We start from the raw sequence: 24,350 nt of genomic DNA, 5'->3' as shown, positions 1-24,350 counted from the left end.
ATGAATAGACATATTCGATTATGTAGAGGTGATGACTTGAAGAAATCTAGCTTTGTATATGGAACTTTTATTTTGATATTTAGCAATTTGATTGTTAGATTGATAAGTTTTAGTTATGATATTGTATTATGTAAATTAATAGGGGCGGAAGGTATAGGAATATTTCATATGCTGATGCCCCTTTTAATGATTTTTCTTATCATAACCACTGGAGGTATACCAACGGCGGTTTCAAAGCTAGCTTCTGAGTATGATTCTATGAATAATATCTATGGGACAAGGAAGGTTTTTAAGGTAGCTTTATCTATAACTTGTTTTATCACGGTATTACTTATCTCTTTAATTCCCATATTTTCTCCATATTTTAGCCAAAAAATATTTAAATCTACAAGTAATATTATTATTATCTATTCACTTGTTCCTGCCATACTAATCATTTCTATCACATCTCTTATTAGAGGATATTTTTATGGTAAGAAAAAAATGATCATTTCTAGCATATCAGAGATCATAGAGCATACGACTAGATTTATTTTAGTTATGATACTTATTCATTATTTCAAGCCCAGTTCTTCCCATAATGGAGCGCTTATGGCAATCATAGGAATTAGCCTAGGAGAATTCTTTAGCCTTCTGTGGCTTATATGTAACTATATAAAGCTAAATAGCCTAACAATAAACACTATTCAAAATAGAATTAGTACAGTATCTATTATAAAAAGGCTAAGTATCATAGCTATTCCAATGACTTTATCGGGGATATTTAATGTATCCTTTCAATTTATAAATGCATTACTTCTGCCTCAAAAACTAATGGAATCGGGCTGTGCAAATGGTGAAGCAATAGCTATATTTGGAAGAATAATGGGAATGACTATGCCCCTGGTTTCCCTACCCTTTATAGTTACATCTGCATTGGTCGTCAATATAATTCCAAGCCTATCTAGTCATCTTAGATTGAAGGAATATGCTAAAGCTAAAAGGGTTATATCCTATGCCATTAAAATCACCTTTTTAGTAGCCATGCCCCTTACGGCTATATATGCTTTCTTTCCTGAGACCTTGGCATTATATCTTTATAACGACATACAAGCCGGAAAATTTATTTTCGTTATGGGAATGAATACTGTGTTTATGTCCCTACAGCATACTTTATCCGGTATACTTAATGGTATTGGCAAACAGATAAATGCCAGCATAAATAGATTTATTGGAATGGGTTTTCTTGCATTATGCATATATTTCCTCGTAGGAGTGGAATGGATTTCAATAAATGGGTACTTTATTGGATTTATAGGATCTATTTTTATCATATGCTTATCTGATCTTTACATATTAAATAAAAAGATCAGTATAAGAATAAATTTTATCGATATCATAATAAAGCCCTTCATTTCATCGATCATAATGACATCCTTCATATTCCTATTGCATAGTATTTTAAATTCATATGGCTTTACAGGCCCTATTATTAAGCCAATATGTTTAGTATCTGGATTCATAGTATATTTTTTAGTTGTGATAGCCACAAGGGCTTTACCCATATCCTTTCTTAAAATGATAATGTCGGCCAGGGATATTAAATGAAGTTATTTGAGATGTATATAGAAATTTTTAGAACATTGCGACACGATTCGACATTATTTTCAAGAAGAAAAATGTATAATCTTATGTGTAAAAAGAATATTTATATGCTGACTAGAAAACTAGAGGCATTGTCTATTTATATAAAATAGATTGTGTCTCTAGTTTTTGTTTTATAGTAATTTCTATTATGAAGGGCGGATTAGATGTGAATACAATATATATAAATAAAAGAACAGTAGCCCTATTACTCTTAATGGTAATGATTCTTTCATTATTTGGATGTAATGATAACGGGGAAAAAGTAGTTACAAATATAAGCAAAGAAGAAAGTAGGGGAAATCAGAAGGATAAGGAATCAAAGGAAAGTGCTGAGGTAGTAATAGATACCGGGGCATACACAGGATATAAAGGACCTGTACAGGGGGAAGTAAAATATAATGAAGGAACTCCGGCGGAGGAGAACTCAGGAGATTACAAGGCTTCTGGAGATATTGGCAGTCCCTATCATATAAATCTCATAGTAACCAGTGATTTTGGTCATACAAAGATGTTTGGAAAAAATGTAGGACTTGTTAAGGACGAGGTGGGAATGGAGGTAATGTTTAGAAATCTAGATATCCAAACCGCATATGGTGGAGGCTTTGTTAACTCCATCAATGGACTTCAATCCAAGTTCACTTTTTTTACAGGCTCAGAGAGAAAAAAGCAGGATTGGTTCTACTGGGTAAATGGAATATTGGCACCCATAGGCATTGGGGAGTATAGACCTCAGTCCGATGATGAAATTTGGTGGGATTACCATGACTGGAGCATGACTATGTTTATCCCAGCGGTTATAGGCTCTTATCCCCAGCCATTTAAAAATGGGTTCTGGGGTAAAAACCCTGGCACGGTCATTATGTATACAGAGGAATTTAAGGATGGAGCAGAAAAGCTAAAGAAAAGTCTCATAAGTCGGGGTGTAAAGGAAGTAGATATTAGCCCCTATGATCCAACTGCTTTAGAAAAGCCTTCAAAGTATTATATTTTATTGGGCAAATGGGATGACTTGTCTAAGGAAAGTGAATTACTTCAAAAAACCAATAAAAAAAGTAAGCTTGTAGGGGTATATGCTAAGTTTGATGAGGATAAGCTCCACTCACTAAATTTTAAGGGGAAAATAATAAAATCATATGATAAAAAGGCGGGAGCAATCTATGCCAATGCTTCTGGTATGGGAAGCACGAATCCAATCTGGTTTGTTACAGGAATCGATGAAGAAGGTGTTGGATTGGCTTTAGATGTGCTAATAAATAAACCCCAGTCTATAAAACAGTATTTTGGAGCTGTTATAACGAAAGAAGCAATAGAAAACGTACCCTATTTAAACTGAAACATACTGAAAAAATACTAAAGTATTAAAGTATACGGGGAAGTGATTTTAGATGAAGGAAATCAAAAAAGTAGCATTTGGTATAGTCATTTTCTTAATTTTTTTCATACAAGCCCATGCTCATTCGGACTTAACCCTTGATGTAAAGGTGGGATTTGAAGGACGATGTAAGCTTGGTGGGCTTAATCCAGTGGGCATAGCCATGGTATCTGAGGATAAGGATATTGAAGGAAATTTAGTTTTAGAAATGGACGATAGAGTATATAAAAGCTTCATTAGCCTACCAAAGGGAACAAAAAAGACCATTGAATTTTCAATACCCATATTTAAGGTCAATAACCCTATAAAGGTTTACTTTATGAGTGGAGAAGATATTGTATCAAGTAAAAATATTACTCCAGAGATTATAAGCTCAAGCTCCCTAGCCATAGGGCTGGTAAGTGAAACACCAGAGGAATTATATTATGTAAGGGGTATAAAGCCGTTTTTTTTGAAAGATAGACAAGTAGTGGCTATAAAGCTAGATGAAAAGCTATCCTATTCTTTGGAGGAGTTAGAAAATATCAATGTTATGGTTATAGATAATTTTAATATAGGTAATTTATCAAAGGAAAATCAAGACATTCTTTTAGAGTGGATTAGCAGAGGTGGTTTAGCATTAGTGGGAACGGGGGAGTTTGGACATAAAACCTTGACGGGAGTATTTTCCCATATCAATGGAGTTGAGAGGCTTGGGGATGGAGGGGTGGTAGGATTATCAACTAATCTTCTCAAGGAAAAGAATGTAAAGCTAATACAAGCTTCCATTGAAAAATATATTTCACCAAGGGGATTAGAGGCTATAATCCAGGAAAGTCATTTAGATAACAAGGCTCAGGCCAGTGAAGAGTTACAGTTTGTAGCAGATCATCTTCTTAAGCCTAGGGTGGATAAGCTATTGCTTTTATCAATTCTACTGCTAATATATATTATACTGATCATCGGAACCCTTCTTTGGAAAGAAAGACCTAGGGGTACAGCTTTTATCGTAATATTGGGGGTATCATCTCTATTTTATATTATGGCATGGGCCGGGGGGCTTCAAAGCACCAAAGCAGTATGCAGTAGTATAATTCTTCATAAAGAAGCCGCCACAAGCTTTAGTTTAACTAATATTTATCCCTATAAAGGGGATGTAATGGGTGTAGACATATCTAAGGCAGATTTTGCAAAGGAAATGACAAATGAAAATTATATATTGGATCCAATAAAGGAAGAAATTATTTATAATGACATCAATTGCCACTATCTATTTATAAAAGAAAGAAATAGTGGGGATAAGTCCAAATTAACCTTAGAGCTAAGTGAGGATATAGTAGGTGGAGAGCTGACCAATCCTTTGACCCATGGACTTTATAACGCTTTTTTGATAATAGGAGATACCATGGTACCCTTAGGAGATATAAAGAGTAAAGAAAAAGTTAATATAGAATATCAGCTTGACCACGGACTCTTTAACCTTAGTGATTACAATTATATAGCCAATATATCTCAAACTGCTGGTCTTGATACCTATAAAAGGGGGATTTTTGAATATTATTTGAGTCATATAAAAACCAAGGGTATTAATTGCAAGCTCGTTGGTTTTTCTGAAAATGAAAGAAGAATTTCTATCAATGGTAAAAATAAAAAAATCAAGAACCTTAGTTTAAATATCTGTCCTATAAATATGAAGGCTAAGGGAACAGAAATATCACTACCACCCAAATTTATAGAGCCCATTTGTGAGCATAACAAGGAACTATCTAAAAATTTACGAAATGAATACAGCTTGGAAAAAGGAGGGGAATTGTTACTGTATTATGTAATACCATCTTCCCTTAAGCCTAGCAATATTTCTATTTTTACTAATATAGAAGGCGGAGAAGTAAAGCTACAGCTATATAATCACAATAAACACATGTGGGAAAGTCTAAACACTGGAATGCTTGAAGGAGATAGGCTTATGAACTATACCCAAGATCGACCATTAGCTTTAAAAGTGACAGGTGCGGGTAGACTGATCATTCCACAGATATCTATAAAGGGTAAAATAAATCCGGGAGATGAGCTATATGAATAGGATCAGCAATAGAAATCTACTTTTGATACTTACTTATTTATTGATATCCTCATCGGCCTTGATTGGATATATATTTATGGTGGCCTATAGGGCCCATGGCTATGACCCTCAGATTTATAATAAAGGGTATCTTTACTTTATAATATTTCAATTTATGATTTTTACAATGCTAGTACCTTTATGGGATTATGGTCAAATAACAAGGTATGATTCAAAGGGTAAGTTTTTTAGGGGGTATATTTCCATGCTTGTAGGGAGCAGTCTTCTTTCACTAGCTTCTATTCCCCTTATTTTAATTATATTTATGGCAGGACAGCTAAATGGTGTCAATTTTGTTTTACCATTAATCATACAGATATGCTGGGGTACAGCTTTATTGAGCCTTAAACAGTATTTAAACATGAAGGATAAAATGAGGAATTTCACAAGCTTTACTTTGATTCTATTTATATTTATTGTTCTTATATTAACCCTAGTATTCCTATATCTTTATGCTCAATACGGGAGCTTGGTTGTAACCACAGTATATGATAATGATTTTCCAAACATTTTTTTTATAAATCCATTGCTAACAATTACAGGACTTTTATATACACAAATAGGGGGTACCAATTATTTAGGTGAAGCTCCTATAATAACAAGCATCTTGTTCTCTCTTTTTATAACCATAGCTTCATTTACTTTAACAATTAAAAGCATACCTAGTAAAGCAGGAGGAATAAAGCATGGAAAAACATCGAGCAGACCTGATGCTGAAGAGGCTTAGGAGAAGAATTTGGGCTGAAGGAATCCTAAACTGGTTGATAAATGGTATGTTGGCCTCGGGAATAATCGCTACCCTACTCATGGCATTTATTCACCTGTACCCCTTGGTATACCCTTTAAAAAAAGCAGTATATCTATTGGCTTTAGTGATGACGATAGCTTTGACCATAGGATTGCTCCAAAGACCCAAGCTCAAGGATACAGCCTACCTAGGGGACAGCCTTGGCTTAGAGGATAGGCTTATAACCTATATAGAGTATAGGGAAGAGAATACTCCCCTTATAAAAGTATTCCTAGAAGATTTGGAGGACATACTTAAGGACGGCGATTTTCTCAAAAAGCATAGATTAAGATTAAGGGGGAAGAGGCTGTTTGCTAGTATACTAATGATCTGTATCTCCCTTGGAATATACTATTTACCTACTGAAACCAGAGAGTTGGCAAAGGAAAGGGAAGAAATCAATAAAATAGTTAGAGGAGAAGCCCAGGAGATAAAAAAGCTGCTGGAAGAGGATAACTCCTTGGGTAAGGATAAGGAGCTTCAAGGGAAGGCTAGGGACATACTGGAGGATTTAGAAAGAAGATTAAAGAATACCTATGATTTTAATGAAGCCGCAGGGGAGATATACCATGCTCAAAGGGAAATTGAAGATATATGGAGAAAGGATCATATTGATACCCTTGAAGGACTATGTGGGGCCCTTCAAGGAGCCTCGGATGCTAATAAAGACTTAAAAAATGCCTTGAAAAGCGGAGATATGGAAGGTGTCATTAAGCTCAGCAAAAACAGAAGCTTTACGGATAAAGAACAGGAGAAAATGCTACAAGGACTTGAGCTAGAGGAGAAAAGACCCCATACCACAATAACTAAGGAAAAACTTAATGAAATAAGAAAAGATTTAGAGAAGAAATCCTTTACTGGGGAAGACTTAGCAAGAACCATTAAATCCCTTAGGGATAGAGAAGCCCTTGAGGATTTAGAAAAGGGCATACTGGATGAGCTTAGGGAAACCAAGGAGCGATTTATTGCAAAAAGCGATGGGGGAATAAAGAATAGGGGTGGACAAGATAAAGTGTCTACATTTACACAGGGAAATAAAACTGATTTGGGCTCCGGTGGAGGAAGTGATAGGGAAGGGAATGAGCTTTTGGCTGGAGGCGTTGGGAATAAAGCCATGGACAATACCGAGGGAGTAGGAGGAGGCAAAGGCTTTGCCTCTGGAAAAGGAACTGATCAAGGGATTTTTGGAGAAGTAGAAGGGGCTACCGAAGCTAATAGGCTAGGAGAAGCTGATGGCAGTATCTCAAGGATTTCTGGACAAAGCTCAAAAGCTGGAAATATCACCAGTAAATTTTCCAATGGGGCTGTAGCTGTGGAGGGTGAAAAGATGGATTTACAGGGGGCCCTGATGGAATATGAAAAAGAAGGAATGAAATACGTATACAAGCAGAATATACCCGTGGGAAGAAGAGAGCTGGTTATGGAATATTTTATGCAGATAAATGGAGGTATGAAGGATGGAGAAAAGGATGATTAAAAGCTTTAGAGACTATTTCGAAGACATAGAAGGGGAAGTAGGCAAATCCATAATAGGACAAAATCACATAATCAGAAATTTACTTATAGGAATAATTTCCGGGGGGAATGTACTCATGGAGGGGACTCCGGGGCTTGGTAAAACTCAGCTTGTCAAAACTCTTTCCGAGGTTTTAGACCTACCCTTTTCCCGTATTCAATTTACTCCCGATTTGATGCCCGTAGATATATTGGGAACCTTTTTAGTGGATAAAAAGGATGGAAGCTTTGATTTTACCTTTCAAAGAGGGCCAATATTTAGCTCCTTGATACTCGCCGACGAGATAAACAGAGCTACACCTAAAACCCAAAGTGCTTTATTGGAAGCAATGCAGGAGGGAACCGTTACTGTGGGCAATAATACATATGAACTACCCCAGCCCTTTTTTGTCCTTGCAACGGAGAACCCCCTAGAAATGGAGGGAACCTATCCATTACCAGAAGCACAGCTGGATAGATTTATGTTTAAACTAATGATAACCCTTCCAGATATGGAGTCCTTGTCCAGAATAATGGACTTAACTACAGGCAATAGAAAGCAAAGTCTGAGTTTAAGAAAAATAGTAGGCAAGGAAGACATAATAAGCATGAAGGAAGCCGCCACAAATGTTCCAATAGCTGCTCCTATAAAGGAATATGCTATTAAAATAATGCTGTCTACCCATCCTGACAGAAGTGAAATACCCATGGTAAGGGATTTCGTAAAATGTGGAGTAAGTCCTAGGGGGATACAAGGAATGATAATGGGGGCAAAAACTAGAGCCCTTTCAGAGGGAAGATTTAATGTTTCCTTTGAGGATATAAAGGCAATGGCCTATCCCTGTCTTAGACATAGGATATTCACAAATTTCCGTGCCATGTCTGAAAAAATAGATACGGATACTATAATAGCTGAGATATTAAAGCTGGTGAAATAATATGGAGAAGTTTTTGAGGGAAATAGAACATATAATCATAGGTTCCAGAAAAAGACTGATAAAAGGACCTAGGGGAAATAGGAAGGGTAAGGGCTTGGGATTATCCCATGATTTCTATGGCCATAGGATATATAGTCCAGGAGATGATATAAGAAGGATAGATTGGAAGGCATATCCTCGTACTGGGAGCTTTTATATAAGAGAATTCACCGAGGAAAGACAGATGAGGGTGAATGTAATTCTGGATTGCAGTGCATCCATGGACTTTGGAAAGCCTAACAAATTTGAACTATCAAAACTTTTATCAGTGGGACTTGGATATATAACCTTAAATCAAAGGGATATCCTTAACATATATACCATGGATAATGAAGTGAAGTTACTAAGAGAAAATCTTAAAAGTAAAGACAGTTTTTATGGGTTAATAGACCTTATGGCTTCTATTGTACCAAGGGGCAGAACCAGCTTTGATTCCTTAACCCATATAAAGGGTCTTAGTGGGGGTATGACCTTCATCATATCCGATTTGTTTGATAAGGATTTTTTAAATGTACTAGATTATCTTTCCTCAAAGGAACAGGATATAGTTGTTATACACTTGATGTCACCCCAGGAAATAGAACCTGACTTCACTGGAGAGCTTAAGCTTATAGATAAGGAGACGGGGGAATATAGAAGGGTGCTACTTAAAGAGGGAATTAAAGAAATATATAGACAAAAAACTAAGGCGTTCATAGAAAATTGTAAAAAAGCCTGCGACTCTAGGGATATAAAATATGTTTTTTCTACTAGTGACATGCAGCCAATTGATATCATAGCCAAGGCAACTGAGGTGATTTAAATGGGTTTTTCAAATCCACTAGGGTGGTTGCTTTCTCTAATTTTACCCCTTATAATTCTTATTCATCTAAGGAAGCAGCAATTTAAAGAAAGGGAAATATCCTATCTTGGATTATGGGATGAGGTAATAGAGGAAGTACAGGGAATAAAGAAAAATAGGATTAATAAATATTTACTTCTTTTACTTCAGCTTTTGATAGGTATATTGATAGTTATGGCATTTGCTGGCCCTATATGGATTGATACCTTTGATGGGGAAAGGCTAATCATAGCCCTAGATACCTCCTTGACCATGATGGCAGAGGAAAATAGTGACTCTAGAATGGAAATTGCCAAGGAAGAGATAAAAAGCTATATGAACACCATCGATGATGACGTTTCTATGGATTTAATTATCCTAGGAAGAAAAACTAAAAAGATCATAGAGGCTGGAGATAAACAAAGGATATTAAAGGAGCTTACTAAAATCAAAGCTACCTGTGAAGCTTTAAATATAAAGAGTACTGATACCCTGCTTTCATCATGTCCTAAACCCATCATTTTATTTACTGACAAAAACCTAGCATTTGGGGATAAACAAATAAAGGTTGGTGGGGAGATTGAAAATATAGGGATTATAGACGGAAGCTATGACTACTATAATGATACGGCACTATTTAGAATAAGAAATTACGGAAAAAAGGACAAATCTTTGATCTTGGAATTAAGGGATGAAAACAGCTGGCATGATATTCAAAGGGTCAATATACCTTCTAATGACATCATTGATGTAAACTGGATCAATGTTCCCCATGATTCTCAAAGCCTAAAAATGTCAATTAAAAAAGAAGATATGCTGTCCATTGATAATCAATTCATATTGCCCATAGGGGATAGATACAAAAAGAAGGTTCTTATGATAGGTGAAAATTATTTTCTTCAAAGGGCACTAAAAAGTCTTCCCTATATAAACTTAAAAACTGTTAATGAATATAATGATGATGGTGGCTTTGATTTATATATAATCAATAAATATATGAAGGAAAAAGAGACTTCAAATCTTAAGAAAATTTGGTATCTGAATCCTAATGAAAACATGCTTGGGGAATATTTACAGGAATATGGGGAGTTGAAAATAACTGATGAAGAGTTTTCAAAGGACATAAAGCTTAGGGAAATATACCTAAAGGATTTTTCATATCTTAAGTCAGATAATGATTTGCAAAGCATCCTTGGGGTTGGTGAAAGAACTGTAATGGCATATAAAACGGATTCCGATATTAAGGAGATTTATTCCACCATAGATTTGAGTAAAACCAATCTTTCTATGAAGGCAGACTTTCCCATACTAGTAGATAATATTATGAAATGGTTCTTCAAAGGAGAAAAAAATTGGTATGAACCCGGAGACGAAATATATGTGGAGGGCAGCAGTGTAAAGCTACAAACTTCAACAAAAACTAGAGATATTTCTAGGGGAGAATTGATTGAACTGGATGAGGTTGGAGGCTATGAGCTGACTAATGATGCTGGCACTATAAAAAGCTTTTTCGTCAATCCTCCAAATATGGAGAATATAAATTACAGCACTGCCATTGGGGGAAGTGAAAAATCCAATACACTCTATTCAAATTCTTTAAAAAGGATAGATTTAAAAAATATCATAATCATCCTTCTGCTTATATTCATGGTGTTAGAGTGGGAGGTGTTTAAGGTTGACATTTAACGGAGGTATGGATATTAAAATTATATTGTTTTCATTTGTTATACTGGGATACTTCACATTTCAAATCATTAAGCATAGTAGAATAATAAAGCCTAATAGAAGAAGGTATTGGATATTAGTTAGATTGCTAACTCTGATTTGCCTTATACTATCTTTAACTGGAATGACTATAAATGTGACCTCTAGGGATACCACTACTATTTTTTTGGTAGACAGCTCCATAAGTATGGAGGATAGTAAGAGGGAAATAGAGGACTATATAAATAGTCAGCTGGTTTCAATGGAACCTAAGGATAAAGCCGCAATAATAACCTTTGGGAAAAAGCCCATGGTAGATATGTCCCTTAGGGATAGGATAGAAGATATTAAGCTAATATCTGAGCCTAACCCATATTTTACAGATATACAAGGGGCTTTGGACTTTGGAGCAGACTACTTTCCTCAAAAATCAAATAAAAGATTGGTTTTGATTACAGACGGAAGAGAAAATGCTGGAGATGCTTTAGAGGCTGCAAATGAATTAAGACAAAGGAAAATCAATCTTGAGATATATCCTATAGACGGTTATAAGGGAAATGATGTACAGCTGACTTCCATAGAACTCCCAAACAATATACATAAAGCAGAAAATATACCTATGGAATTAACAATAGATAGCACCATTGATACCAAAGGCACCCTTTATTTTTATAGTGGAAATGAAATTCTAATAAAGGAAGACATAAGGGTAAGTAAAGGAGAGAATATATTTAAGTATTATATAACATTAAATAATAAATCAAATATGAATTATAGGGGGGAAATAGTCTTTAAAGAAGACAATAATCTGAAAAACAACAGGGTAACGGGAAGCTTACAAATGGGACATAAACCTAGGGTACTAGTGGTTGGAAAGAAGGAAGATGTTCATATAGTGGAAAATCTTCTTACAAGCATGGGGCTTGAACTGCAAAGCTGCACACCAAATGGGGTTGCCGACAATATAGATTTCTTGTCAAAATTCAACGGTATATTCCTAGTAAATATTCACCATGATTCTATTTCCTCCAGCTTTGAAGCTAATCTCAACACATGTGTCAAGGAGCTTGGGGTTGGGCTTATTGTTGTTGGCGGTGAAGAAAGCTTTGCCCTGGGAGGCTATAAGGATACTGTTTTAGAGCATATGCTCCCGGTGAGCTGTAAAATGAAGGGCAATAAAAAGCAGCCTAATACTGGACTGGTACTTATTATAGACAGTTCTGGAAGTATGGACGATGAAAGCGGTGGAATAAAGAAAATAGATATGGCAAAGGAAGCCGCCATAAGATCTGTGGGTATCCTAGAAGATAATGATTATATTGGAGTATTGGCATTTTCAGATGTTCTACAGTGGATAGTACCCCTTGGATCTGCCAGGGATAAAGAAGTAATAGAGGAGGATATAGGGAAGCTTGGGGCAAAGGGGGGGACCCTAATCATACCCTCCCTAAGTGAAGGAATAAAGAAGCTTCAAGACACTCCAGTAAAGATCAAACACATCATACTATTATCCGATGGACAGGGGGAAAAGGAGGGCTATGATACCCTTATAAATAATATGAAGAAAAATAATATAACTCTATCCACGGTGGCAATGGGTTACGATGCAGATCAAGGGGTTTTAAAAAGGTTGTCTAAGGAAACAAAGGGCAGGAGTTATTTTGTCAAGGATTTCGAAGCTATACCAAACATATTTGCGAAGGAAACCTATCGTGCGACTAAAAAATATATCAATAACCAGGAGTTTACCCCCATACAGGTGGATAAAAGTGTTTTTAGCAAGGATGTACTGCCCAATTTAAAGGGGTATATAGGTACAGGCATAAAGGATGAAGCAGAACTTATTTTGAAAAGTCCTTTAGATGATCCTATCCTAGCAGGGTGGCAATATGGACTTGGAAAAGTTTTGGTATGGACTTCTGATCTTAAGGGCGGGTGGAGTAATTCATGGATTAAGTGGCATAGCTTTCAATCAAAATGGTCATCATTAATTAGTTCAGTGATTTCCCATGAATCCAATAAAAGCATGGAGCTTTATTTAGAAAAAAGCAAAGGCAAAGTAGAGGCATTTGTGGTTAACACCAAGGCTGAGGACAATGAAAAGATGGAAATGGTGGTACAGGGACCACATAAATCCAAGGGAGCTATGTCGTTAAAGCAGGTAGCCACAGGGAAATATAGAGGAAGCTTCTTTTTAGATGAAGAGGGAACCTATTATGTAACAGCTAAACTGACTGATGCTAAGGGGGCCGTGGAAAGCATAACTAAAACCATAAATCTAGACTATTGTCCAGAGTATGGGCTAGATAGGGAAAGTGGAATAAAAACCTTAACTGCTTTATGCAATGCCACGGATGGCAGATTTATTGATAAAGAAATCAATGTATTTAAACAGCCCATAAGAAAAAATAAATCTGATATCCATATAAGCTTTATACTACTGCCATTGGCTTTAATGCTTTTTATAGCTGACATTGCTATAAGGAAGTTTTAAGTAATAGGGTAATGTTATAAATGTACGCTTGTGAGTTTGATTTACTCAAGTAGCCACTGAGAATCCTTTTACGCTCCTCCTACAAACCCGTTTATCCTTTGAATAAAAAGAGGACAAAACAGTTTTGTAAAGGGAGCTAAAAGGAAACCTCAGAGTCTACTTTCGTTTCTTGAGTTTTATTGGCGTACAGTTATCAAAATTTTGCGTAGGGGGGATTTTAATGTTAAAAGGATTGAAAAACAATAGGTTCTTCAATTTAGCTCTAGCCTTATTTACCATAATCTTTATATTTAATTCATTTGCCACATCTATATATGCTGAGACTTCAAAGCTCACTAGAGAGGAGCTTTATAAAAAGGCTCAGAAAACAATAGACTACTACTATAACAATTACAAGGAAAATGAATTTGAAGGAATCCTTGATTGGCCAGCCCTCGGACTTTTTGGATTTAAAGAAGATGTTAGTGGAGAAAAATGGACAACAAAGGATGGCAAAAACGGAGTATATTGGAGGGAGCAACAGGTAAAAGAGGGCTCAGGGCTTAGAAAATCGGCAAACACAGATTACCAAAGGACTATCATTGGCGTATGCTCGGCGGGTAAAGACCCTAGAAATTTTGGTGGGTTAAATCTTGTGGAGATAGAAAAAAATACCATGCTGTCCAGCGGCAAATTTGCAGATTCCGTAGAGGATAATAAAACTAAAAAGCCCGTGGGAGAGGATTTGATCAATGCCCATATCTTCGGAATTATATCCCTTTATTGTGCGGGTGAGCCAATTCCGGATAAGGATAAGGCCCTAAAGTGGTTAGAAAAACAACAGCATCCCGATGGGGGTTATACCTATGATGTGAAATATTTTGAAGACCCAGAGGATTATGCTTTGATTGATTCCGATATAGATATGACGGCGGCAGCCCTTATGGCATTTGGAATGTTAGGAGAGGATGAATCCAATCCAGTGGTACAAAAAGCCTTGAATTTCTTACATGAAAGACAGATAGACGACGGTGGATTTGAGTCCTGGGGATCAGTAAATCCAGAAAGCTGTTCCTGGGTAATCCTGGCACTAACTTCTATAGGCCAAGACCCAATGGGAGAACAGTGGACCACCAAAGATGGGAATAATCCCACCACAGCATTACTTAAATTTCAATTAAAGGATGGGAGCTTTACCCATGTATTAAGTGAATACGGAAATTATCGAGTATCTAGCAATGCAATGTCCACTGAACAAAGCCTATATGGCATGGCAAGTGCCTATAATAACAAATCAGTATTTAAAATGCTCCATGAAAAATACAGACCCCAGTCAGAGAAGAGCTTATTTAGTGATTATAAACCGGAAGATTTTGCTTTTAAGGAAACAATGGATTTAGTATACGACTACACCTTATCCGGTTATCCCGATGGAACATTTAAGCCAAACAAATCAGTAACTAGATCAGAATTCCCACAATACCTAGTAAATGTCCTTGGACTCAAGGGTGAAGTCCAAGGCTCAAAGGATTTCCCAGATACCAACTGGGCAGATGAATGCATCAAAATATGTGCCGACAAGGGTTATATAACTGGAACTGCTAATGACACCAACTCCCCCGATAAAAACATAACAGGAGAGCAGTTAATGGTAATACTCATAAGAGCAGCAGGACTAGAAGAAAAGGCTAAAACAATGAATGAGGAAGGTAAAGAGTGGTCATATGGATACCTAAAGCTAGCTAAGGAGATGGGCTTTATATATGAAGGCTTTAAACCAAAGGAAGCTGTAAATAGAGTGCAGTGTGCATGGGGGCTTGTGAGGCTTGGGGAGAAGTTGGATTAAAGGGTAAAATATATGAGAGCTTATCGAAAACTGATGTTATCAAGTTGTTTATGGAGTCTGTCAATAGATTGGTGTGCTTCTTTCTTGGGGAATTTTTTTGAGCCTTAATTGGTTATATTGTTTTCAATTTGCAAAGGTTGAATTGTAAATATAATAAAAGGATAGAGTAAATATCCTATCCTTTTGTTATGTTCTATTTATTTGGTGTATAGTTTGGATTGCTTAATATAAGTTTTCCTATTTCCAATAAATCCGCATCATCTATCTGACCATTCACAACAATATCAGTATTATACTTAGATAATTGTGAAGATGTTGGATCCTTGGATAAATGTCTAGCATCAATTCCTAAATCTAGCAATGTGAATTCCCCGCTGTTATTAACATCCTTTAAGACTTCAATTATTATTGTTCCTTCTCCACATTGATCTTCTGTTAATTCCTTTTCCATTTCTATACCGTCTGTAACTCTTCCTTTAGCAATGTTAATAACGGTTTCTCCTATACCAATACCTTTAAATTTTAATTTCAACAATATTTTTTTAGCATTTACTATATTTGATTCACCCTTACTTGCTATTATAACTCTTAGATAACCATCCTCTGTTTTTTCAATGGACTTTACTAATTTCATTCCCTCTATTTCTTCAAAACCTAAAAATTCTAGTTTTTCTTCATCGTAGTTTATTCTTATATCTTCTGCTACAATTTCTTTTAGGTTGTCTATAACCAATTTAGCTGCTACAGTTTCATTTTGCTTTATTTTTTCTTTTTCTGGTTCGATATTCAATACTTTAGAGTTCACTGAGGGTTCATCCTCTTTTTCTACTAGAAGTACAGGTCTAAATCCGGCTAATTCAGAAGACGTTATATGAGAAGAACCGTCTGGGGAAGTATTTCCTCTAATTATTTTTTGAGAATTATCATTGCTCGAAGTAAGTGAATAAATACCTTGCCAATTCCAAATATTATTGTCTCCTGCTGTTATTTTACCATTAAGGGTATTGTTAACTATATTTTTATCCCATTCCAATCCACCTTCAATACAGCGAATAGTCCCATATCCTAGATTATTTCCCTTTGTGACAGATTCAAGTGATCCATTTATAGTTGCATTTATCTTATTTACGGAACTATCAATAATAGTTTTATTATTTATATTTCTAAAGTCATACCATAATACAACATCAGAATTTGTAGGTTTGGAGTTCTTAATTTCTTCTGGTGTTTTGTAAGAATTGAAAATTTTAAAATCAGCAAGTTTATCGGATAGTCGAATAGTGCCACTCCTACCATCGGAACCTAACCGTGGTTTATAATCTGAATTTAATTGTAAGTTGTATTTTTTTGAAGCAACTAATTTATCGTCTACATATATATTATGCATTCCATCGGATTTTCTAAAAGCTATTGTGATCTTATACATTTTTCCAACCTCATATTTCTGAGGACTATAAAGATCAGCAGGATATACTCTTATTTTTCCATAATGCCATTCAATATTCAAGCAACTTCCACCCATGTTATATGAACCTAGTATTATATCTCTACTAGTATCGGTATATGATGAATAGAATTCAATAGTAAAATCACTATTTCCTAATTCAGATAAAGCTCTACTAAAATCTACATATGAACTATCATTAAATTGAACATAACTTTTACAATCAGATAGACCTTCAATTATTTTATCTGCATTTAAAGCATCCCAACTAATATCCTTTTGTATATTTCTATCAGCAATTAACTTCATTCTACCTTGTTCATCATCTCCAACATATATCCAATAAAAATCTCCATCTGGGGATTTTGATGAGCTAACAGGTATTAAATCCCCTGTAGACTGTCCTAAGTTACTAAATGCGCCAATCTTTCCAGCATTGGCTTTGTAATTAGCTCTAATTACATCACCAACTTTCATTTTTTTTAAGCTTGTTTTTTCTGTTAATGTAGAGTGAGCATATGAACTCAATACTGAGTTGCTAAACACAAATGATACCATTAACATAACTACAATAAAATAGCTTCCTAATTTTTTTGCTTTCATCTTTCGGCCTCCTTAAATTATGTAATTTCGAACATATTATATCATAATTTATATAATTCGTCATTAGTAGTAATTTTTTCCGACAGTTTCCGACTATATCTCCAATAGTAGAAGCAAGGGGTCGGAGTTGATGCTTCCACACAGAACAATTTGTTAGAATAATCATAGGCTAATAAATACGCAAAGAGTAGTATGCAAGAGAAGTAAAACAGGAATATATCACATAATATTGGGATGAATAAATAGACAAAATATGATCATGACTATCTAGGAAGTCATCGACAATATGTTTCTAAAACATAATATTGTCAATAACTCCGTCCCCCTAGATATAACTAGGAGCTGTATCAAAATGGTTTTTCAAATCATTTTGACACAGCTCCTTCATTTACTTAAATAAATCTTTAGCTTGATTGTACCATTACTTGCTTATAAGGAGTCTTAATATCCCTGATTAATAGTATAGTCGTTGCTAATATTGTGATGGCATCAGCCACGGGAGTAGATAACCATACTCCTTTTAAACCAAATAGTTTTGGTAAGATTATAACTAAAGGGATTAACAATATAAACTGTCTTAAAGAGCCCAAAATTATTGCCTCTTTGCTTTTAGCGATTGACTGAAAATATGCTGAGCCAATAAAGCCTATACCTAATCCTGGTAGCATAATTATATAGTATCTTAATCCTGTAACAGCCACCTGCATGGTACTGGATTCTTTGCTTAAGAACATAGACATGAAAGTTTCAGGGAATATCTGTAGGCAAACGAACACTATCACGACAAATGCTGATGATATTATAATACTCAATAGTACAGTTTTATTCACTCTATCTTTAAGCATTGAACCATGATTGTAGCTTATTATTGGTTGCATACCCTGCTGAATTCCTATTATGGGCATCAAAAATAAAGTGGATAAGCTACTTATAGCACCTATAGCAGTGATTGCTGCATTTCCTCCATATGTGATTAATGCACGATTCAAGAATACTGAAGCTACACTTGCTCCAATTGTTGATAAAAATGAAGTAAATCCAACACTAACTATATCTTTAATTTCATCAAACTTTGGAATGAAATTCTTTTTTGTAATTGATAATATACTTTTTTTCTCATATAGAAAGAAAGTAGGACTAAAAATCTAATGGGACAAAGGGACAGTAATGGGACAAAATGACAGGAGTTTTGTCCCGATTTCTTGCATAATAGCACAGTAAACGGGGGTGCAAATAAATCTTTGTTTAAACGGTTAACCATAATTTCATATGAGCCTATTAACCAGCCAAACTAATTATAAAACTTGTAAATTTGTCAAGTTCGGGGTTTTCCGTACATTTTAGCCCTGATAAATTTCTAAGTTTTGACACACTATAAGATAGGGTTATGCAAACCTAAGAATAAGTTAATTTACATCCTCAAATTTAGCGAATAGAAACAGGACAGCCAACCTGTCCCCGGGTTCTGAGTAATGAAGAGAAAGAGGCATACTTTGCAGCCATTAAATTTGTTTTAAGTACCACAAAGAAGATATCCAATTAAGCCTTGGGGTAGAGTATTAAAGTGTCTAGGGGATGGAATTATTGCGTTCCCTAGACATAGTTATAGACAAGATTTGTTTGAAAATGATGAATAAAGACAAAGGTTCTTAGAAACATTAGTATTATATAAAGAAAAAAGTGGATATGAAACATATGGTTACTTGACGTAATTTTTGTAGATTTATACAATTATGTTTATAGAAACTTGGGGGCAGTTCCCAAGTTTTTTTGAGGTCTATAATTTATATAGTAATCCATATATTTATTGGAAAGTATTACTCGGGTATCTAGTCCTAAACTATAGGATTGCATAGGTACAACATAAAAATTTTTAATAAATAAAATTTTCGTATAAAAAAATTTTATTTCATACTTATGTTTGTAGATGATATAATACATGGGGAAATAAAGCAGAGACATTTACCTAGTATTTAGAGAATTCAATGTGTCAAAGGGTATATGTTTCTAGGGAATTCCTACAACATTATACTCGGGTGATTCCGAGAAAATATGATTCTTAGGGAGGAATAATATGAGATTTAAAAAAATATTTACTGGAATAATGATATTATGTATGGTTTTTCTTGCTGCTTGTGGAGGGGAAACAGCTAAGGAAGGAAAAGAAAATAACAATGGAGATACTCAAAAAAACACTGATATACAGCAAGCTAAAGAACCAATGAATGGTGGAAGTATTGTTTTCCCAATAGGAAGCGATCCTTTAGTACTCAATCCTTTATATGGGAATGATAGAGTTACAATGACTGTTAATAATGCATTATATGATCCTTTATATAATACAAATAATGGAGAAGTTCACTACTATCTAGCTGAAAGTATTACGCCATCCGAGGATTATATGACCTACACTTTGAAACTAAAAGAAGGTATAAAATGGCATGATGGACATGCACTAACTGCCGATGATGTTATATTTACATTACAGCAGATATTAGATCCAAATCAAAATAGTACAATAAGAGAAAATTTCATTATAAATGGTAAACAAATTGAAGTTAATAAAATCAATGATTTAACATTGGACTTTAAGCTGCCGGAGCTTTCAATGACCTTTATGGGAAGTATGGACCAATTTTATCCAATACCAAAGCATATTTTTGAAGGAGAAAAGGATTTAGCCAAGAGCGAAAAAAATGATAGTCCAGTAGGCTCAGGGCCATTTAAATTTAAAGAATTTGTATCGGGAGAAAATGTGATACTTGAAAGATTTGATGACTACTATGGTGGAAAAGCCTATCTAGATACGGTTGTTTATAGAGTTATTGGAGATGAAAATACATCAAATATTGCATTGCAAACAGGAGAATTATCAGCAAAATATATTTCAGCTAATGATGCGGAAAAGTTTTCTAAGGATGATAAATTAAATGTATTTACATTTAATGAGGGTATGTTAAACAATATGGTATTTATTTTAAATAACGAAACATTAAAAAATAAGGATATGAGACAAGCTATAGCCTATGCAATAGATAAGGATGAACTTGTAAAAGCTGCTTACATATCAAGTGATTATGCTGACCCAGCTTATTCTATCTTTACTCCAGATACAGCTTTTTATACCGATGATGTAAATCCTTTTGATTATAACCTTGAAAAAGCTAAGGAATTAATGGCTAATGCCGGTGTAGAAAACCTAAACCTAAAACTGGCATATATTAACTCTAAAAAGGATCAAGAAAGTCAAGGATTAGTGATTCAACAAAGATTAAAGGGTATTGGCATAAATGTAGAATTAATGGCATTAGATAGAGGTGCATTTTATCAAAAACTACTAAATCCTAAAAATACAGATTTTGACATGGCCTTTAATGGTTATGTAATGGGTTCTGAGCCAGATGTATATAAAAGTATTTTCAAAACTGGACAAATGTATAATTTTATGGGATACAGTAACTCAGATATAGATGATCTATGGGGAAAAGCCGCCATTGAGACTGATAAGGAGAAAAGAAGTGAGCTTTATAAAACTATACAACAAACTATAGTTGAAGATATGATAGAATATCCAATAGCTTACCCAAAATCTATTGTAGCTATCAATAAAAAATATGGTGGAATAGAAGAGGCTAAACCTGCTCCTATATTTATGTTTGAAGATTTATCTAAGCTTTACATGACTGAATAAAGTATAGAGAGTCCTAAATTAAAGTTTTGACTGGAATCTCTATATACCATTGAAGAAAATAGACCAATGTATAATGTAGTATGAATATATTTGGCTATTTTCTTCTTAATTATTAGGGGAGAAATTATGATTAAATTGATTATCAAGAGAATAATACAAGCCATACCCATGCTTTTATTTGTATCAATTGTTTCCTTTATGCTTATACAGTTGGCCCCAGGAGATCCCGTTGAGGCCTTTGTAACACCTAAAATGAGTCCAGCGGATATTGAAAGAATCAGGCATAATATGGGACTGGATAGGCCTATAATAATTCAATACTTTATGTGGATAAAAAATATCTTCAAAGGAGATTTTGGATATTCATATATAAATCATAGACCTGTGTTAGATCAAATTATGGAGAGATTACCTGCTACAGTTGGCTTGGGAGGAGCATCCCTTATAATGGCCTTAATTGTGTCAATTCCATTGGGACTAATAGCCGGAGTAAATAAAAATAAATTTATTGATAATGTTTTAAATATCATTTCTTATATTGGAATTTCAATCCCAAGTTTTTGGTTTGCAATGATGCTTATTTATATATTCTCTTTAAAATTAAATTTACTGCCTAGTATGGGCATGCATACGATTGGAGTTAATTCCTTTGGTGATGTAATTAAACATGGTATAATGCCTTGTATTGTACTGAGTTTTGGTAATATTTCGGAAATAATGAGATATATTAGATCAAATACAATTAGTCAGCTTGGGGAGGAATATGTTACTATACAATATGCCTTTGGATCAAACAAGACAAAAATTCTATTTAATCATATTTTAAAAAATGTCCTTTTACCAGTAATAACTATACTGGGAATGTCTTTACCACAACTTGTAGCTGGAGCATTTATTACGGAAACGGTATTTGGCTGGCCAGGAATGGGACGTCTTGGAATAAATGCAATCTTTAGCTTTGACTATCCTATAATTATGGCAATAACAATGATATCTTCTTTATTACTTATAGTAGGGAATTTGATTGCAGATATCCTATATGGGTTTGTTGATCCTAGAATTAGGGACTTGGGGTGATAGTATGAATAAACGGATATTAGAAAATATAAAAATTCAGTTAAAGGAAAACTACTTAGCAAAGGCCGCTATATTAATAATCGGGATATTAGTTATTGCATCCCTTTTAGCCTTCATAACACCCTATGATCCAGCTGAAATAGATATTATCAATAGATTAGTAAAGCCCAGTATTAAGCATTTCTTTGGCACCGATGATTATGGACGAGATTATTTTACAAGGGCCTTATACGGTGGGAGGATATCCCTTACTGTGGGCTTTTTAGCAATGCTCATTTCTACCACCATAGGAACTATAGTAGGGACGATAAGTGGCTATTTCGGAGGAAAAGTCGATGGTATAATAATGCGAGGTATTGATATATTGATGAGTATACCGGCCTTCATACTAATTCTAATTGCAAACACATATATGGACCCAGGTGTACATAATATAATAATTATCATTGGATTATTGAGTTGGATGGGGATTGCTAGAATTGTGAGGGGAGAAACCCTCTCCATAAAGGAAAGAGAATATGTTCTATATGCCAAGGTGGCAGGACAAAGTTCCAAGAATATTATTATAAAGCATATTATACCCAATATATTGTCAACGGTAATTGTTGCTGCCACTATTAATATGGCTAGGGCAATACTTATGGAATCCGCATTGAGTTTTTTAGGACTAGGAGTCCAACAACCCAATGCTTCCTGGGGAAGTATGTTAAAAAATGCCCAAGGTTTTATAGGAGAAGCACCATATCTAGCTATGTTTCCTGGTATACTTATCCTACTAACTGTACTTAGTTTCAATATTCTTGGTGATGTTTTTAGGGTAGCATTTGAACCAAAGATAAATGACTGATAGAAATAGATATGTATGGAGTGATAGATATGTCACAAAAACTACTGCAGGTTAAAAATCTTAGGACCTCCTTTTTTACACCGAAGGGTGAAGTTAAGGCGGTAAGGGGAGTGGATTTTGATATATATAAAGGAGAGACCGTTGGGATTGTTGGGGAGTCAGGAAGTGGTAAGAGTGTCACTTCTTTATCCATTATGGGATTATTAAAGAATAGGGGTAGAATTGTAGATGGAGAAATTTTATTTAAAGATACAAATTTGAGGGAGCAATCGGAAAAAGAAATGTCGGTATTGAGGGGAAATAAGATGGCAATGATTTTTCAAAATCCGATGACATCTCTAAACCCTGTATATACCGTTGGTAGACAGATGATAGAGATTATTAGAAGGCATAAAGGATTAAAGAAAAAAGAAGCAAGAAACGAAGCTATTGAGATGCTAAGGCTGGTAGGGATACCCTCTCCGGAAAAAAGAATAGACAATTATCCCCACGAATTCAGTGGAGGCATGAGACAAAGGGCTATGATTGCCATGGCTTTATCCTGTGAGCCAGATTTACTGATAGCCGACGAGCCTACTACGGCTTTAGATGTTACTATACAAGCTCAGATATTAAGATTAATTAAGGAAATGAAGGAGAAAATAAATACAGCTATGATTATTATAACCCATGATTTAGGCATCGTAGCAGAAATCTGTTCAAGGGTTATTGTTATGTATGGGGGAATGATTATGGAAGAAGGAGCCGTTCGAGATATATTTTATAGGCCCAGTCATCCTTATACTAAGGGGCTTCTTAAATCGGTTCCTAGACTTGACCTAGGGAAAGATCAAAAACTGGTACCTATAGATGGAACTGCACCAAGCTTGCTAAATCCACCTAAGGGCTGTCCATTTGCTTCAAGATGTCCCTATAAAATGGATATATGTATGGAAAAGCAACCTCCCTATTTTAAGATTGGAGATAATCAAAGAGCTATGTGCTGGTTATTGAAATAAAGAGAATAGGTTTGAATCATAATACAGTGCTAAAGCTATAAAACAATGTACCTTAACCCTTAGTTCAATAATTGAGTTGATATTTACATTTAATTGCTAAAATGGTATAATTTCTTTAGATGAATACATCGACGGGAGATATGGAGAGTCGCATTAATAAACCTATGAACCATAGGATTATTGAATGTGGCTTTTATTTTTTCTATAATATAGGGTTTACATAAAAGAACTTTTTTATAAAAATTCTATTAATTAATCCCCCTATGGATATGGGAATTCTACAAGTGTAAGGATGTATTAATAGGCAAAAAAATTTCAGAATATTACGAAATATCCAGGGGTTAGTACTTGAGGAAATTGCATAACTCTTACTTGGCTAAACCTAATATGCGAATATCATCCTTGATTTAATTGCTTAAGATATAAGCATATTTGATGGTATGGCTTTGAAGAATTTTAGACTACATATGGTAGATAGTTTTTGTAGAAG

17 protein-coding genes are annotated in these 24,350 nt (G+C 34.8%); 15 read left to right on the top strand and 2 right to left on the bottom strand.

All coding sequences use genetic code 11. The features are described 5' to 3' along the window. Positions 1-36 precede the first annotated feature (36 nt). The 10 genes from N4A68_11480 (at position 37) to N4A68_11435 (ending at position 15,200) form a co-directional block, all read left to right on the top strand. Positions 37-1,587: an oligosaccharide flippase family protein gene (locus N4A68_11480; protein ID MCT4564915.1), complete on the top strand. Its 1,551-nt coding sequence runs from the start codon at positions 37-39 to the stop codon at positions 1,585-1,587. A gap of 205 nt (positions 1,588-1,792) precedes the next feature. Continuing rightward, positions 1,793-2,959: a DUF4430 domain-containing protein gene (locus N4A68_11475; protein ID MCT4564914.1), complete on the top strand. Its 1,167-nt coding sequence runs from the start codon at positions 1,793-1,795 to the stop codon at positions 2,957-2,959. Between the two features lie 52 nt (positions 2,960-3,011). Further along, entirely contained in the window at positions 3,012-5,060 is a 2,049-nt protein-coding gene (locus tag N4A68_11470; GenBank protein MCT4564913.1) for a hypothetical protein, read from the top strand. After that, complete coding sequence (locus N4A68_11465) at positions 5,053-5,826, top strand: hypothetical protein (protein MCT4564912.1); 774 nt, start codon at positions 5,053-5,055, stop codon at positions 5,824-5,826. Before N4A68_11470 ends, N4A68_11465 begins: the two co-directional genes overlap by 8 nt. After that, positions 5,786-7,363 carry a hypothetical protein gene (locus tag N4A68_11460; protein MCT4564911.1) on the top strand — a complete coding sequence of 526 codons (1,578 nt, stop codon included), beginning with the start codon at positions 5,786-5,788 and terminating at the stop codon, positions 7,361-7,363. Before N4A68_11465 ends, N4A68_11460 begins: the two co-directional genes overlap by 41 nt. After that, positions 7,344-8,318 (top strand): AAA family ATPase, encoded by a 975-nt coding sequence (locus N4A68_11455; protein MCT4564910.1) that lies wholly within the window; start codon positions 7,344-7,346, stop codon positions 8,316-8,318. Before N4A68_11460 ends, N4A68_11455 begins: the two co-directional genes overlap by 20 nt. Before the next feature lies 1 nt (position 8,319). After that, positions 8,320-9,159 carry a DUF58 domain-containing protein gene (locus tag N4A68_11450; protein MCT4564909.1) on the top strand — a complete coding sequence of 280 codons (840 nt, stop codon included), beginning with the start codon at positions 8,320-8,322 and terminating at the stop codon, positions 9,157-9,159. Then, positions 9,160-10,863, top strand: coding sequence for a VWA domain-containing protein (locus N4A68_11445; protein MCT4564908.1), 1,704 nt, complete (start codon positions 9,160-9,162; stop codon positions 10,861-10,863). It abuts the gene before it with no gap. Next, a complete protein-coding gene (locus N4A68_11440) occupies positions 10,853-13,375 on the top strand; it encodes a VWA domain-containing protein (protein ID MCT4564907.1) in 2,523 nt (840 codons plus the stop codon). The genes N4A68_11445 and N4A68_11440 overlap by 11 nt, the downstream gene beginning before the upstream one ends. A 220-nt stretch (positions 13,376-13,595) precedes the next feature. Continuing rightward, complete coding sequence (locus N4A68_11435) at positions 13,596-15,200, top strand: S-layer homology domain-containing protein (GenBank protein ID MCT4564906.1); 1,605 nt, start codon at positions 13,596-13,598, stop codon at positions 15,198-15,200. A gap of 193 nt (positions 15,201-15,393) precedes the next feature. Here the strand turns inward: N4A68_11435 and N4A68_11430 are convergent, their stop codons facing one another. Next, the gene (locus N4A68_11430; GenBank protein ID MCT4564905.1) at positions 15,394-17,247 is read right to left on the bottom strand and encodes a cohesin domain-containing protein; all 1,854 of its coding nucleotides are present in this window, start codon (positions 17,245-17,247) and stop codon (positions 15,394-15,396) included. Positions 17,248-17,651: 404 nt separating this feature from the next. Continuing rightward, positions 17,652-18,236 carry an MATE family efflux transporter gene (locus N4A68_11425; protein ID MCT4564904.1) on the bottom strand — a complete coding sequence of 195 codons (585 nt, stop codon included), beginning with the start codon at positions 18,234-18,236 and terminating at the stop codon, positions 17,652-17,654. On the opposite strand from N4A68_11425, the gene N4A68_11420 reads away from it, so the two are divergent. The 5 genes from N4A68_11420 (at position 18,145) to N4A68_11400 (ending at position 23,860) form a co-directional block, all read left to right on the top strand. Then, positions 18,145-18,396 (top strand): hypothetical protein, encoded by a 252-nt coding sequence (locus N4A68_11420; protein ID MCT4564903.1) that lies wholly within the window; start codon positions 18,145-18,147, stop codon positions 18,394-18,396. The two genes, N4A68_11425 and N4A68_11420, sit on opposite strands and share 92 nt — an antisense overlap. A gap of 925 nt (positions 18,397-19,321) precedes the next feature. Beyond that, complete coding sequence (locus N4A68_11415; protein MCT4564902.1) at positions 19,322-20,938, top strand: ABC transporter substrate-binding protein; 1,617 nt, start codon at positions 19,322-19,324, stop codon at positions 20,936-20,938. Between the two features lie 126 nt (positions 20,939-21,064). Then, on the top strand, positions 21,065-22,015 hold the full coding sequence (locus N4A68_11410) for an ABC transporter permease (protein MCT4564901.1): 951 nt from the start codon (positions 21,065-21,067) through the stop codon (positions 22,013-22,015). 4 nt (positions 22,016-22,019) lie between these two features. Continuing rightward, the gene (locus N4A68_11405) at positions 22,020-22,862 is read left to right on the top strand and encodes an ABC transporter permease (protein ID MCT4564900.1); all 843 of its coding nucleotides are present in this window, start codon (positions 22,020-22,022) and stop codon (positions 22,860-22,862) included. 29 nt (positions 22,863-22,891) lie between these two features. Continuing rightward, positions 22,892-23,860: an ABC transporter ATP-binding protein gene (locus tag N4A68_11400; protein MCT4564899.1), complete on the top strand. Its 969-nt coding sequence runs from the start codon at positions 22,892-22,894 to the stop codon at positions 23,858-23,860. The last annotated feature ends 490 nt before the right edge of the window (positions 23,861-24,350 follow it).

This window comes from Maledivibacter sp., assembly GCA_025210375.1.
GTDB lineage: Bacteria > Bacillota > Clostridia > Peptostreptococcales > Caminicellaceae > JAOASB01.
This window is presented reverse-complemented; position numbering and strand designations above follow the sequence as displayed.

Bases quoted from the DNA above. Each gene is read 5' to 3' on its own strand.
- N4A68_11455 (MCT4564910.1), top strand. From the start codon at position 7,344: ATGGAGAAAAGGATGATTAAAAGCTTTAGAGACTATTTCGAAGACATA.
- N4A68_11420 (MCT4564903.1), top strand. From the start codon at position 18,145: ATGGGCATCAAAAATAAAGTGGATAAGCTACTTATAGCACCTATAGCA.
- N4A68_11410 (MCT4564901.1), top strand. From the start codon at position 21,065: ATGATTAAATTGATTATCAAGAGAATAATACAAGCCATACCCATGCTT.
- N4A68_11470 (MCT4564913.1), top strand. From the start codon at position 3,012: ATGAAGGAAATCAAAAAAGTAGCATTTGGTATAGTCATTTTCTTAATT.
- N4A68_11400 (MCT4564899.1), top strand. From the start codon at position 22,892: ATGTCACAAAAACTACTGCAGGTTAAAAATCTTAGGACCTCCTTTTTT.
- N4A68_11430 (MCT4564905.1), bottom strand. From the start codon at position 17,247: ATGAAAGCAAAAAAATTAGGAAGCTATTTTATTGTAGTTATGTTAATG.
- N4A68_11460 (MCT4564911.1), top strand. From the start codon at position 5,786: ATGGAAAAACATCGAGCAGACCTGATGCTGAAGAGGCTTAGGAGAAGA.
- N4A68_11405 (MCT4564900.1), top strand. From the start codon at position 22,020: ATGAATAAACGGATATTAGAAAATATAAAAATTCAGTTAAAGGAAAAC.
- N4A68_11415 (MCT4564902.1), top strand. From the start codon at position 19,322: ATGAGATTTAAAAAAATATTTACTGGAATAATGATATTATGTATGGTT.
- N4A68_11435 (MCT4564906.1), top strand. From the start codon at position 13,596: ATGTTAAAAGGATTGAAAAACAATAGGTTCTTCAATTTAGCTCTAGCC.
- N4A68_11445 (MCT4564908.1), top strand. From the start codon at position 9,160: ATGGGTTTTTCAAATCCACTAGGGTGGTTGCTTTCTCTAATTTTACCC.
- N4A68_11465 (MCT4564912.1), top strand. From the start codon at position 5,053: ATGAATAGGATCAGCAATAGAAATCTACTTTTGATACTTACTTATTTA.
- N4A68_11450 (MCT4564909.1), top strand. From the start codon at position 8,320: ATGGAGAAGTTTTTGAGGGAAATAGAACATATAATCATAGGTTCCAGA.